The organism is Streptomyces sp. GL_141, assembly GCF_057834385.1.
In genome coordinates this window covers 8164222-8176760 of the sequence record NZ_CM174402.1, presented here as the reverse complement: position 1 = coordinate 8176760, position 12539 = coordinate 8164222, and the positions used below count along the sequence as shown (strand labels likewise).

General features: G+C 73.1%; 11 protein-coding genes. 2 read left to right on the top strand and 9 right to left on the bottom strand.

Going from position 1 to position 12539, the window contains the following annotated elements; genetic code table 11:
• Nucleotides 1-22: 22 nt before the first annotated feature.
• The 6 genes from AC3IX6_RS36340 to AC3IX6_RS36315 form a co-directional block, all read right to left on the bottom strand.
• Nucleotides 23-604 (bottom strand): hypothetical protein, encoded by a 582-nt coding sequence (locus tag AC3IX6_RS36340; protein WP_489367539.1) that lies wholly within the window; start codon nucleotides 602-604, stop codon nucleotides 23-25.
• A 45-nt stretch (nucleotides 605-649) separates the two neighbouring features.
• Nucleotides 650-1456: a cytochrome c biogenesis CcdA family protein gene (locus AC3IX6_RS36335; protein ID WP_489367537.1), complete on the bottom strand. Its 807-nt coding sequence runs from the start codon at nucleotides 1454-1456 to the stop codon at nucleotides 650-652.
• Entirely contained in the window at nucleotides 1453-2079 is a 627-nt protein-coding gene (locus AC3IX6_RS36330; RefSeq protein WP_489367536.1) for a TlpA family protein disulfide reductase, read from the bottom strand. Before AC3IX6_RS36330 ends, AC3IX6_RS36335 begins: the two co-directional genes overlap by 4 nt.
• Complete coding sequence (locus AC3IX6_RS36325) at nucleotides 2076-2843, bottom strand: thioredoxin family protein (protein WP_489367535.1); 768 nt, start codon at nucleotides 2841-2843, stop codon at nucleotides 2076-2078. Before AC3IX6_RS36325 ends, AC3IX6_RS36330 begins: the two co-directional genes overlap by 4 nt.
• Nucleotides 2844-3116: 273 nt before the next feature.
• Nucleotides 3117-3680, bottom strand: a complete 564-nt coding sequence (locus tag AC3IX6_RS36320) for a hypothetical protein (protein WP_489367534.1) — start codon at nucleotides 3678-3680, stop codon at nucleotides 3117-3119.
• 215 nt (nucleotides 3681-3895) lie between these two features.
• Nucleotides 3896-4738 (bottom strand): CAP domain-containing protein, encoded by an 843-nt coding sequence (locus AC3IX6_RS36315; RefSeq protein WP_489367533.1) that lies wholly within the window; start codon nucleotides 4736-4738, stop codon nucleotides 3896-3898.
• A gap of 308 nt (nucleotides 4739-5046) precedes the next feature.
• Between AC3IX6_RS36315 and AC3IX6_RS36310 the strand changes: the two genes are divergently transcribed.
• On the top strand, nucleotides 5047-7545 hold the full coding sequence (locus AC3IX6_RS36310) for a SpoIIE family protein phosphatase (RefSeq protein ID WP_489367532.1): 2499 nt from the start codon (nucleotides 5047-5049) through the stop codon (nucleotides 7543-7545).
• 76 nt (nucleotides 7546-7621) lie between these two features.
• Nucleotides 7622-8992 (top strand): pyridoxal phosphate-dependent decarboxylase family protein, encoded by a 1371-nt coding sequence (locus tag AC3IX6_RS36305; protein ID WP_489367531.1) that lies wholly within the window; start codon nucleotides 7622-7624, stop codon nucleotides 8990-8992.
• Nucleotides 8993-9018: 26 nt separating this feature from the next.
• On the opposite strand, the gene AC3IX6_RS36300 is transcribed toward AC3IX6_RS36305, so the two are convergent.
• The 3 genes from AC3IX6_RS36300 to AC3IX6_RS36290 all read right to left on the bottom strand — a co-directional run bounded on the left by AC3IX6_RS36300 (nucleotide 9019) and on the right by AC3IX6_RS36290 (nucleotide 12425).
• Nucleotides 9019-9651, bottom strand: a complete 633-nt coding sequence (locus AC3IX6_RS36300) for a pyridoxamine 5'-phosphate oxidase family protein (protein ID WP_489367530.1) — start codon at nucleotides 9649-9651, stop codon at nucleotides 9019-9021.
• A 122-nt stretch (nucleotides 9652-9773) separates the two neighbouring features.
• Nucleotides 9774-11162 carry a serine hydrolase domain-containing protein gene (locus AC3IX6_RS36295; protein WP_489367529.1) on the bottom strand — a complete coding sequence of 463 codons (1389 nt, stop codon included), beginning with the start codon at nucleotides 11160-11162 and terminating at the stop codon, nucleotides 9774-9776.
• A gap of 99 nt (nucleotides 11163-11261) precedes the next feature.
• Entirely contained in the window at nucleotides 11262-12425 is a 1164-nt protein-coding gene (locus AC3IX6_RS36290) for a PP2C family protein-serine/threonine phosphatase (protein WP_489367528.1), read from the bottom strand.
• Nucleotides 12426-12539 lie beyond the last annotated feature (114 nt).

The following is a 12539-nucleotide window of genomic DNA, read 5'->3' as shown; positions in this document are numbered from 1 at the left end:
CACCTTAGGTGAACGCTCGTTCCTATCGGGCGCCGAAGGCCGGGCCCTCGTCGGTGACGTGCAGGTGGACGGGGCGGTCGGAGACCGGAATGGTGCAGCCCTCCTGCGTGCTGCAGCTCGCGTACCCGAGCAGGACGGTCGCGTCCCCGTTGCCGTCCAGGCGGACGGGCAGGGTGGTGGTGACCGGGCCGTCCGGGTAGACGGGGACCGGGGCGTCGACGCCGGGCACGCTGATCGTCCGTACGTCCGCCGCGGCCGTCAGCTTCCCGTCGGCCCGCAGGACGCCGGTGACGTCCAGGGAGGTCGGCCGGCCGACGCCCTCGATTCCGGTGGCGGGCAGATCGGTGCTGTAGAGGTGGAACCCCTTCTCCTCGGGGGTGAAGACCGCGGTCAAGGTGCCTCGCGGCGGCTGCCAGTCGGAGACCGACAGCGTGACGGTGACCCCGTTCTCGGTGAAGCTCGTCGTGGGCGCGGAGCGGGTCGCTGAGCCGGTCTCGGCGGGCTGCCCGCCGCATGCCGCGAGGGAGGCCAGGGAGAAGAGGGTGAGCAGGGCGGCGGCGACGCCGGCCTTGCGGGAGTCCCTCGCGTACGGGGAAGCGTTCATCGGCTGTGCCTTCGTCAGGAAAGGAGTGGGGAATGGGGGGCGGCTCTAGACGGCGGTGGTGAACGCCGCGCTCCACAACTGGAGCCGGTAGACCAGGTCGTTCCACACGCCGGAGGCCAGCAGCACGCCGACGAGGACGAGCAGGCCGCCGCCGGTCCGCAGGACCCACTGGTAGTGCCGTTTGACCAGGCCGAAGGCGCTCAGGGCCCGACGGAAGGCCAGGGCGGCGAGGAGGAAGGGCAGGCCCAGCCCGAGGCAGTAGGCCGCCATCAGCAGGGCGCCGCGGGCCGCGCTGGCCTCGCTCCAGGCGAGCGCCTGTACGGCGGCCAGCGTCGGGCCGATGCACGGGGTCCAGCCGACCGCGAACACCGCCCCCAGCAGCGGCGCGCCCGCCAGGCCGAGCACGGGCCGCCGGTGGCTGCGGAACTCCCGCTGGGTGAAACCCGGCAGGAAGCCCATGAAGGACAGCCCCATCAGCACGGTGAAGACGCCGAGCACCTGGGTGACCACCTGCTGGTGGGCCAGCAGGGTGCGGCCGAAGTACCCGAACAGGGCGCCTCCGGAGACCAGTACGGCCGTGAAACCCAGGACGAACAGCGCCGCGCCGGCCGCCATGCGGCTGCGTTGCCCGCCGCGGGCGTCCGCCAGGTCGGAGACCGACAGGCTGGTCACGTAGCTGAGGTAGCCCGGCACGAGCGGCAGGACGCAGGGCGAGAGGAAGGAGACGAGTCCCGCGAAGAAGGCCACGGGGACGGCCAAGGCCAGCGTGCCGTGGAGGAGGGAGGGGGCTGCTTCGGCAGCGGCGAGCGCCGTCGTGCCGGTGAGCGCCGTCATGCCGGTGAGGGCCGTCATGCCGTCTCCTCCGCGACGCGGACGAGCAAGGGCCTCAGTTCCTCGTCGGTGACCGCTCCCCCGATGCTGACGGCGATCCGGCCGTGGCGATCGATCACCAGCGTCGAGGGGATGGTCTGCGGGTTGAGGAGCGCGGGCGGGAAGCGGAGCAGGAGTTCGCCGGTGGGGTCGTGGAGGCTGGGGAATCCCAGGCCGTGCGCGCGTACGAAGGACTGCGCCGCCGCGCGGTCCCGGTCGCGGATGTTGATCCCGAGGAACCGGACGCCCTGGGTGCGGGTCTGCCCGCTGAGCCGTTCGAGGTCGTCGGCCTCCGCCCGGCAGGGTCCGCACCACGAGCCCCAGACGTTGAGCACGACGACCTCGCCCCGGAACTCGGCGAGGCTGACCGGCTTTCCGTCCAGGTCGGCGCCCGCCAGCGCGGGCGCGTGCGGCCGGACCCCGGAATCCACGACCGCGGCCGCGGACATGGGCCTGACGGCGGCGCTCCCCGGGCCGGGCGCCTCCCCGCCGTCGCCGCCACCGTCGCCGGAGGCGGTGCCCGCAGCGGCGTAGAGGCACCCGGCGAGCGCCACCGCGAGGCCGGCACCGGCCAGGGCGGTGGAGCGCGGAACCGGTCGTCTCATGACGCCCACTGGCGGAGGAAGGAGCCGAGGCCGTCCGGGGTCAGGGCTGGGTTGCCGGTGACGTGCGTGTCGGTGCGCACCGTGCCGGACGGCGAGACGACGACCAGGACGGGCATCTTGTACGTCCCGCCCGAGGGGCTGTACTTGCGCAGGAGCGCGGAGTTGGCGGAGCTGTTGCCGCCGATGTCCACCTTGACCAGGTGGTACGAGGCTCCGAGGAGCGACGCCGTCTGAGGCTGGGCGAACACCTTGTCGGCCGCCTTGCAGTTGCCGCACCAGTTGGCGCCGAAGTCGAGCAGCACCATCCGGCCGTCGGCCTTGGCCGATCGCAGCGCCGCGTCGATCAGCTTCTGTGCGTCGGCCGAACTGTCGTAGCCGGGGCCGGGTATCCGGGCCGCCGGGGCGGGCGCCGCGGAGGTGCGGGAGGGCTTGGGAGCGGGCTTCGCGGGCTGGGCGCGCGAGGGGGTGGGCGAGGCGCCGGCCGGGGTACCGGCCGACGCCGACGGCGGCGCGGACGGCGCGGCGGACGCGGTCGGGGAGGCCTCGGTGGACGCGGACTCCGTTACGGCCGCGAGGCTCTGCGACGCCTGTCCGGCCGCGACCGGCGCGGCGGCACCGGTGGGCTGGGCGGACGGACCGCACGCCGCGGTCAGCCCGGCGGCGACCACGGCCGCGGCCACCAGGGGCAGCCGTACGCCGAGCGGCGCGGCGGAACGCGGCGTGCGGCGGGTGGCACGGGCGGGTCGGAGTATGCGAGAAGTCATGGCGAAGACACCCCAGGGCACGGTTCGGAGTACGGAGGCGCGAAGCGCCTTCCGGAGCGGTGGAGCCGATGGCACGACAGCTTTACGGGTCACCGGGGCAGTGGTGCCCGGGCGCCGAAGGCCGCTCGGCTGAGGCGAGCATAGGACCGCCGGGGGCCGCCGGAACCGGCTGGACGTGATCTTGAGGTTCCCCTAAGGAACAGCTCACCTTCCGCTTCACCGGGGCTCGGGAGATAGGTGTCCACAAGGGGGTGAAACCGGAAAAGGGATCAGTCAGAAGGACGACTCGCGCACGCTGGCCCGCGCCGACGGGGTGATCGTGGCCGTGATCACCGAACGATGGTCCGCGCTGGAGAACGTCACGGTCAGGGTGTCGTCCGCGGTCTGTGAGGTGGCGGCCTTGTATCCCCGCCCGGGTACCGCGGAGATCAGGCACACGCCGCGGTTGCCGTAGCGCACGGTGACCTTGCCGCCCTCCGAGGGGACGGTGTGCAGGCCCAGTCCGCCCCCGCTGCAGTCGACCGTCGGTTTGGGCGCTGTCGTACGGGGCGTCGCCGTCGGGGCCTTCACGGAGGTGGGTGTCGAAGCCGGGGGTGACGGCCGCTCGGTCGCCACGGGAGAACCGCCGGGGGTGGCGCCCGGGGATTGCGGGCTCGGTGACTGCTCCGGCGCCGCCGTCCAGGCCGGCGGCGTCTCGACGACCACGGGGGCGGACCGCGCGACCGGAGGCGTGTGCCTGGTCGACCCGACGACGAACTGGACCGTGCCGAGCACGGCGGTCACGCTGGCGGCCGTGCACGACAGCCATATGAGCAGGTAGCGCGGAATTCGGGGCACGGCCCCATAGTGGCCGACCCGCCCGGCCGCCCGTCACCGCCTCCCCCGTAACGAACCCGGCCCGCGGGTCGGCCCCGTACTGCCCCCGTATGACCCCCGTACGACCCTAGGACGGCCCTGGATGCGCGGGGAACGCAGACGTCCTCCTGACCCGCGTACGGGTCGGAGGACGACGTGTGCCGGGCCCCGTGGGTGCGGGGCGGGTGAAGGTTCTCCTACTTGCCCGTTCCGAAGTTCTGCGTCCACCAGGGGCCGCCGTCGCCCTTGTGGAAACCTATGCCGATCTCCCGGAAGCCGCAGTTGAGGATGTTGGCCTTGTGGCCGGGGCTGTTCATCCACGCCTTCATGACCGCGGCGGCGTCCGCCTGGCCGCGGGCTATGTTCTCGCCCAGGCGGGACCAGCCGTATCCGGCGGCTTCCACGCGGGAGGTCATGGTGGACCCGTCGGGTCCGGTGTGGGACATGACGCCGCTGCGGGCCATGGTGTCGCTGTACGCCCGTGCCGCGGCGCTCAGCTTGGCGTTCGAGGTCAGCGCGCCGCAGCCGGCCGCGGCCCGCTCCTTGTTGACCAGGGCCAGGACCGCGGACTCCACGGCGGAGGAGCCCGAGGAGCCGGAGGAACCCGAGGAGCCGCCCGATCCGCCTGTACCGCCGCCGGTGGTCGCGGTGGGCGTACGGGTGGGCTTGGGCTTGGCGGCCGGGGCCGGGGCCGCGGGGGCCGGGGTGTCCTGCGCCGCCGACTTCGTGGGGGCGGCGGATCCCGTGGAGTCGGTGCCGGGCGCCGCCGACGGCATCGCGCCCGTCTCGGAGGCGGCATCGGCGGCGCGTGCGGGTGCGGAGGGGGTGGAGGGGGTTTCCGCCGCCTGTTCACCACCGGAGACGGCCGCCCGGGACTTCGCCGCGGTGGCCCGTGCGCCGTCGTCGGAGACGGCCCCCGCGACCCCGACCGCCACCACCCCGGCCGCCGCGGTGAGGGACAGCACGATGCGCGTGCGCACCGTCTTCTTCCGTCGCGCCTCGACGCGGGACGGAGTTCCGGGGGTTCTGCTGCGGCTCATGCCTGGGGACCTCTCGGCGGGAAGGGGAGACGGTTCCCCGAGCCTAGGGTGGTGACCAGCGGAAATGGCGATCCGGAGGCGTTCTTCAAGGTCCCTTAAGGAAGCCCGCAGGGTGGGCACAGGAACGGGCCGCTCACCCGGGCGCCCGCGGGTCGCGCACCGCGCGGATGCTCGCGAGACACTGTGCGCGAGACACTTGACAGACGTCCGAAGCCGTACCGGACGGCGCAACGCCTCTGGCTCCCGTTCCGGACTTCGACCAGCATGGGGACAGTGGGACCGGGACCGGGCTGACGAGATGGGCACGCATGCGCGCCACGGAGAGCGACCAGGATTATCCCTTCGCCGTCACGAACACGGCCGCGGCACTCCTGGACGGTGCCGGGACGATCGTCGCCTGGACACCGGCGGCCGAAGCGCTCCTGGATCGCCGGTCCGCGGACGTGTGCGGCCGACCGGCCCGAGAGCTCCTCGCCGACCCGGACCCGGACGCGGGCGGCTGGGAAGCGGTGCTGGCGCAGGGCAGCCACAACCGCCGGGAGGGGTGGCAGGGCCGGGCCACCCTGCGCCACGGCTCGGGGCGGGAGCTGGAGATCGGCTTCCGCGTCATCCCGCTGAACGACGGCACGCCGGGGCTCGCGAGCCGCTTCCTCGTACTCGGCGCGCCCCTGGAGCTGGTCGCCCGGTGGCGGCAGGACCACGCCTTCACCCATGAGCTGTTCCTGCAGGGGCGGGTGGGCCTGGCCGTCTTCGACGCGGACCTGCGCCTGCTGCGGACGAACACGCACCTGCTGCCCTACACCGGAGTGCCCGTCGACCTGAAGGGCCGGCGCCTGGCCGACTTCCTGTGGGCCGAGGACGCGCGGATCATCGACGACCGGCTGCGGGAGGTCCTGCGCGGCGGGAACCCGCTGATCGGGTTCAACACGACCGCGCGCACCCTGGACGACTCCCGAGGGGGGCGGATCGTGACCATCCAGGCGTTCCGGCTCCAGGAACCCGACGGACGGCCGATGGGCGTGGCGGCGGTGTTCACCGATGTCACCGACCACGAGCGATCGCGCGGGCGCCTGGACCTGCTGTACCGCGCGACCGGCGCGCTGGGCGGTTCCCTGTCCGTCCTGCGCACCGTCGAGGACCTGGTCGGCGTACTGGCACCCTCGTTCGGCGACTGCGCCGCGGTGGATCTCGTGGAGACCGTTCTGAGCGGCGGCGAACCACCCGCCGACGGGCATCACCTCCCGCTGCCCCTGATCCGGATGGCCGTCGCCGGATCGGCGGCGGACGCGCTGCGTACGGGTACGACCCGGTTCGCGGCTCCGCTCGCCACGGCCGGCGCCCACCCGGCGGCGACCGGGGCGGGAGGGCCCGAACCGGCCGCGACCGGGGCCCGGGAATGCCGCGGAGAGCTGGTCACGCTCCTCGGAGCGGCACCTGAGGGACCAGGGAGCGACCCGCCGACGTGGGCCACCGCCGTCCCGGGTGCGCACTCGGCGATGACGGCGCCGCTGTGTGCACGCGGCATCGGGTTCGGCCGGATCACGCTCTGGCGCACGGGGGACGCTCCCCCGCTGGAGGCCGACGACCTGGCGCTCCTGGAGGAGATCGCGGCCCGTGCGGCCGTCGCCGTGGACAACGCGCGCCGGTACACCAAGGAGCGCCGCACCGCGGTGGGCCTGCAGCGCAGCCTGCTGCCGCCGGCCACCGCGGAAACACCCGCGGTGGAAGCCGCCGGCCTGTACCTGCCCGCCGACGCGGACAGCGGAGTGGGCGGCGACTGGTTCGACGTCATCCCCCTGTCGTCGGCCCGTGTCGCCCTGGTGGTCGGGGACGTCACCGGTCACGGGCTGCACGCCACGGCCATGATGGGTCGCCTGCGCAGCGCCGTACGCGCGATGGCGGATCTGGAGCTGGAGCCCGAGGAACTGCTGGCGCACGTGGACGACATGGTCCTGCAGGTCGGCGCCGAGGCCGAGAGCGACAGCGCGGAAGACGGGGACGCGGGCCCGCCGGTGCCCGGCGGACCGGCCGGGGCCACCTGCCTGTACGCCGTCTACGACCCGGTGACCCGCGGGTGCGTCATGGCGAGCGCCGGGCACCCGCCGCCGGCCGTGGTCGGCCCGGACGGAACCGTGGAGTACGTCGAGCTGAGCCCCGGCCCGCCCCTGGGGGTCGGCGGCTGGCCCTTCGAGGCGGTCGAACGCGAGCTGCCACCGGGGAGCGTCCTCGCCCTGTACACCGACGGGCTCATCGAACGCGGAGAGGGGGACATCGACCAGGGCATGGGCGACCTGGCGGCCCGGCTGCTGCGCGCGGACGTACTCGGCCGGCCGCTGCGCGAGGCCCGTCACGACATCGTGGAGGGGCTGCCGCCGGGCAGGCTGAGGGACGACGTCACCCTCCTGCTGGCCCGTACCCGGGTGGTGGACGCCGGCTCCCTCGCGACGTGGCTGCTCGACGCCGACCCGGCGGTCGTCGCCGACGCGCGCCACCTCGTCCTGGCGCAGCTGACCGCCTGGGACCTCGACGAGCTCGCCTTCAGCACGGAGCTCATCGTCAGCGAGCTGGTCACCAATGCCGTTCGCCACGCGGGCGGCCCGATCCGGCTCCGGCTGATCCGGGCGGACACCCTGACGTGCGAGGTCTCGGACTCCAGCAACACGCAACCGCGGATGCGGCGTGCGCGGAGCTCCGAGGAAGGCGGCCGGGGCCTGTACATCGTCGCCCAGCTCTCGCACCGCTGGGGCAGCCGCTACGCCAGGGGAGGCAAGACCGTCTGGTCCGAACAGATCCTGCCCCTCCCGTGACGGCCCGTGCCCGGCCTGGGGCCGCCGGTGCGACCGTGGCTTGCGGGGCGGTGGCCGCTGCCTCATAGTCCGAGGTATGGACGCGCGCGAGGCAGCGCTCCGACGGGCCCACGACCATGCCGTCCGCTGGCTGGCGAGCCTGAACGACCGCCGGGTTCCCGCCCGCGCTTCGGTCGACGAGATCGTGCGCGCGCTCGGCCGCGAACTGCCCGCCGCTCCCAGTACGCCGGCCGATGTCGTCGACCTGCTCGCCACGGCCTGCGAGCCAGGCCTCACCGCGTTTCCCAGTGGCCGCTTCTACGGGTTCGTGGTCGGGGGCACCGAACCGGCCGCGCTCGCCACCGACTGGCTCGTCAGCGCCTGGGACCAGAACAGCGTCATGCGTGCCGCCTCGCCCGCGTACGCGGCGGTGGAGGAGGTGGCCGGGGCGTGGTTGCTGGACCTGCTCGGCCTGCCGGGCGACAGCGCCGTCGGCTTCACCACGGGTGCCACGATGGCCAATTTCACCTGTCTCGCCGCCGGGCGCGACGCGGTGCTGCGGCGCGCCGGCTGGAACGTCGCACGCGACGGCCTCACGGGCGGGCCCGCGGTACGCGTCCTCGCCGGCGAGGACCGCCACATGGCCATCGACCTGGCGCTTCGCTACCTGGGGCTCGGGCAGCCCGAACTGATCGCGGCGGACGGGCAGGGCCGCATCGAGCCCGCGGCCCTGCGGCAGGCCCTGGCGCAGGGCCGCGGGCAGCGCCCCACGATCGTGATCCTGCAGGCCGGAGACATCCACTCGGGGGCCTTCGACCCCTTCGCCGAGGCGATCGGCGCCGCTCGCGAGGCGGACGCGTGGGTGCACGTGGACGGCGCCTTCGGGCTGTGGGCGGCCGCGTCCCCCTCGTACGCGCACCTGACGGCGGGCTGCGCGGACGCCGACTCCTGGGCGACGGACGCCCACAAGACCCTGAACGTCCCGTACGACTGCGGCCTCGCCATCGTGCGCGACCCCTCCGCGGTCCGGGCGGCGATGGGTCTGCGCGGCGACTACCTCATCCAGCACGAGCAGGGCGACCCCACCGACAAGGTCCCCGAACTCTCCCGGCGCGGCAGGGCCTTCACCGTGTGGGCGGCGCTCAGGTCCCTCGGCCGGTCGGGCGTGGCCGACCTCGTCGAGCGGCTGTGCGGGCACGCGGCCGCGTTCGCCACCGGCATCACCGCGACGGACGGTGCGACCGTCCTCAACGACGTGGTGTTCACGCAGGTCTGCGCCGAGTTCGGCGACGACGCGCGCACGGAGCGGGTGCTCGCCCGCCTGCTCGACGACGGGACGGCATGGATCAGCGGCTCCACCTGGCACGGGCGGCGCGTGATGCGCATCTCGGTGAGCAACTGGTCGACCACCGACGACGACGTGGCACGCGCACTCGCCACGATCCGGCGCGCCGCCGCGGGCGCCTGAGCGGTCCGGCCGGCTCGTACCGCCGGTCAGATGTACATGTTCTTCTCGTCGTACGAGGGCCCGTAGTAGCGCTCCAGCGATTCCAGGGACTCCTCCGTGCGCTCCAGGCTCTTCGAGATGCTGGCCCGGGACGGAGCCGCCCCGGGGTTCCAGGTCTCCGGCTTCCACAGGGCGGAGCGTACGAAGGCCCGGGAGCAGTGGAAGTAGACCTGTTCGACTTCCACGAGGAGGGCGAGCGTGGGGCGGTGCCCCTTGACGGTCAGGTCGTCGAAGAGGGGTGCCTCGCGGAGCAGCCGGGCCCGGCCGTTGACGCGCAAGGAGTCGCCGCGGCCCGGGATGAGGAAGAGCAGACCGACGTGGGGGTTGGTCAGGACGTTGTGGTAGCCGTCCGCACGGCGGTTCCCGGGGCGGTCCGGGATCACGAGGGTGGTGTCGTCGAGGACCTTGGCGAAACCGGGCGGGTCGCCCTTGGGCGAGACGTCGCAGGTGCCGTCGGCGGCGGAGGTGGAGATCAGGCAGAGGGGGGAACGGGCGAGCCACTGCTTGTGGTGCTCGTGGAGGGCCTGCCGTTCCTTGTCGCGGGCCACGGCGGTGGGTTCGCCGAGCAGCTCGCGCAGTTCCTCCGCGGAACCGATCTCCTCGTACGCTCCTGCGTCCACTGCCCGCCCCCGTCTGCCCGTGCGGCCGGACCGCCGCCTTGCCGCGACTATGCCACGGGTGTCCGCAAGGCAGCGGTCCTCCGGAGGGTGATGTCGATCATGAAGCCTGTGCCGGACAGCTGTCAGGCGGTGCAGAATTCGGCCGCCAGCAAGCCGTTCAGGCTGTACAGCTCCCAGAGCGGCCAGTCGCCGTTCATGTTGAGCACGATGGCGTGGCTGCCGTCCGCCGTGGCGTAGAGGTAGCTCAGCGAGCCGAATCCGCCGCCGTTGTGCCCGTACAGGACGACGGTGGAGCCGTTCGCGCAGGTGATCGTGCGGCGGGTGAGCCCGAGTCCGTAGTCGGCCTGGACCGCTTTCCAGGGGCGGCTCGCGTACCAGTAGCCGGGTGTGGCCCTGTCGCCCGAACTGACCGTGCTGATGGACGGGTTGACGATGCACTCCGGCCAGGCGCGGGCCGGGTCGCAGGGGACGCCGGGGAGCGGGGAGCCGGGGGCTCCGGCCCCGGTGGGGTTCAGGTCGGTCATCATCTGCGCGAGCTGCGCCGGAGGCAGGAGTTGGCCGGTGAGCAGGGCGCGGATGAAGGTCACCAGGTCACCGCTGGTGGACACGATGGCTCCGGCCGCGCCCCCGATCGACGGGTTCCAGTCGGCGGCCGGACGGGAGAGGTGGCCGAACACCCCGCGCGGTCGCAGGTAGTTCGTGAAGAACTGGTCGTGGGGCGTCGGCAGGGTGGTCGTGGATCCGGGGAGCACGGTGTGGGTGAGGCCGAGCGGCTGGATGACCCGGCGGGTGACCTCGTCGGCCCACGGGCGTCCGGTCACCCGCTCGATGACCATGCCGAGCAGGACGTAGTTGGTGTTGCTGTAGTGCATACCGGCGCCCGGCGCGAACTGCGGTCCGTGGGAGGCGCCTTCGTCGACGAGCTGCTGGGCGGAGTAGTCGGGCAGGTTGGGGAAACTGCTGCCGGCACTCGCCAGCACCCCCAGGTCGCCGAGGTAGTCGAAGACGCCGCTGGAGTGCTGGAGCAGGTTCCGTACGGTGATGGGCGGGCTGCCGGGCGGCGGGTTGAAGCACTGCCCGGTGCCCGGGTTGCAGCCCGCGACGGGGTTGGTCTTCAAGACCGGGCCCAGCAGGCCGAACACGTCGTCGTCGAGGCTGAGCCTGCCCTCGGCGACGAGCTGGAGGACGGTCGTCGCGGTGAAGGTCTTGGTGATCGAGGCGGCCCGGAAGGGGCTGTCGGGATTGCGTACGGGTGTTCCCGCGTCCATGGCTCCGGTACCGGTCCAGGAGACGCCGTCCTTGTAGGTACGGGCGATCACGCCGGGGATGCCGTCGCCGCCGACGGCGGTCCCCGCCTGGGCGCGCAGGGCGGCGAGGAGGGGTTCGTGGCTGTCGTGTGCGCCGGCCGGCGTGGACGGCAGGCCCATGGCCACGACCAGGACCGTCGCGGCGGCCACCACGAGGCGGCCCCGTGCGGTGCGTGTGGTGTGTGTTCCGCGTGTTCTGCGCATGCCTCTCATCGCTCTCCCCCGTGTCGACATCACCGGGCGGTGCTGCCCGGCAGCGGCGAAGCTACGCAGGGGCGGCCGACAAGGGAAGGGCCTACGCGTTCATACGAGCCGGTCGATGAGGATCATCGCCACGTCGTCCGTCAGGCGGCCCTCGGTGTGGCGGACGAGCGCCTTGTGCAGTTCGTCCAGGAACTCCTGCGGGGAGGTGCCGGCGGGTATCTCCTCCATGATCTCCGGCAGCGGGAGGAAGTCGTTGTCGCGGTTGCGGGCTTCGATGACGCCGTCGGTGTAGAGCAGCAGCCGGTCGCCGATCAGGAACGGGTGGCTCTCGGGCTCGGCAGGAGGACCCTCGACGAGGTCTTCGAGACCGAGCGGCGGCATGGGCGAGGCGGGCATCAGGGCCCGGACCTTGCCCTCGCGCAGCATCAGCGGAGGCGGATGGCCCCGGTTGACCAGCCGCACCACCGGTTCGTCCGCCACCTGGGCGATGAGCGCGGTGGTGAAACCCTCCATGAGCACTTCGGGGAGTTCCGCCTGCGAGTACGTACCCGTTACGGCGGCTTCTCGCCGCAGCGCGGCCGCGCAATGGTTCATGACCTCCTGCACGTCTTCCTCGTAGTGAACGGCCTCCCGGAACGCGCCCAGCGCCACCGCGACCGCGCGGATGGCCGACAGCCCTTTCCCCCGGACGTCCCCCACGATCAGGCGGACGCCGTAGCGCGTGTGCACGGCCTCGTACAGATCGCCGCCCACCAGGGCCCCCGTCCCGGCCGCGAGGCACAGACTGGCCGCCCGTACGGGGCCCAGAACCTCGGGTACGGGCCTCAGGACGACCTCCTGCGCCGCCACCGCGATCCGGTGGACCTGGTCGAGCTCGCTCTGCCTGCGCGTGCGCACCGCGTTGCTCAGGATGACACTGGCCACGGACACCACGATCAGCCCCAGGAAGTTGCCGATGATCAGCTGGGTCTGGGTTCCCCACGACTGGTTGTAGGTCGCCGAGGTCACGTTCACACCCACCGCGATGGCTGCCGCGGACAGCGTGCCCACCGGGCCCATCGTCAGCGCGGCCAGCGCCGGCGTCGTGGTGAGGAGGGGACCCGTGACCAGATCGTGTGCGGGCGAGAGCTCGATCCCCAGCACGCCCAGCGCGATCGCGAAGGGCGCCCACTGCGCCAGCGTGAACAGGACCTCTCCGTGACCGCCCGCTCCCGGCCGGGAGGACACTCCTGGCCGTACGGGCGATCGAGGATGTGACCTCATGGGAACAGCCTGCCTCGCGAAAGCCGCCAGGGCCTCCCGGGAAGCCCGTGACCAGCGCAGGCCGCAGTCCGGACGGATCGTGCCGGCGGTCGCCCGGACTGCGCCTGCCGCGGC

Bases quoted from the DNA above. Each gene is read 5' to 3' on its own strand.
- AC3IX6_RS36340 (WP_489367539.1), bottom strand. From the start codon at position 604: ATGAACGCTTCCCCGTACGCGAGGGACTCCCGCAAGGCCGGCGTCGCC.
- AC3IX6_RS36335 (WP_489367537.1), bottom strand. From the start codon at position 1,456: ATGACGGCCCTCACCGGCATGACGGCGCTCACCGGCACGACGGCGCTC.
- AC3IX6_RS36330 (WP_489367536.1), bottom strand. From the start codon at position 2,079: ATGAGACGACCGGTTCCGCGCTCCACCGCCCTGGCCGGTGCCGGCCTC.
- AC3IX6_RS36325 (WP_489367535.1), bottom strand. From the start codon at position 2,843: ATGACTTCTCGCATACTCCGACCCGCCCGTGCCACCCGCCGCACGCCG.
- AC3IX6_RS36315 (WP_489367533.1), bottom strand. From the start codon at position 4,738: ATGAGCCGCAGCAGAACCCCCGGAACTCCGTCCCGCGTCGAGGCGCGA.
- AC3IX6_RS36310 (WP_489367532.1), top strand. From the start codon at position 5,047: ATGCGCGCCACGGAGAGCGACCAGGATTATCCCTTCGCCGTCACGAAC.
- AC3IX6_RS36305 (WP_489367531.1), top strand. From the start codon at position 7,622: ATGGACGCGCGCGAGGCAGCGCTCCGACGGGCCCACGACCATGCCGTC.
- AC3IX6_RS36295 (WP_489367529.1), bottom strand. From the start codon at position 11,162: ATGCGCAGAACACGCGGAACACACACCACACGCACCGCACGGGGCCGC.
- AC3IX6_RS36290 (WP_489367528.1), bottom strand. From the start codon at position 12,425: ATGAGGTCACATCCTCGATCGCCCGTACGGCCAGGAGTGTCCTCCCGG.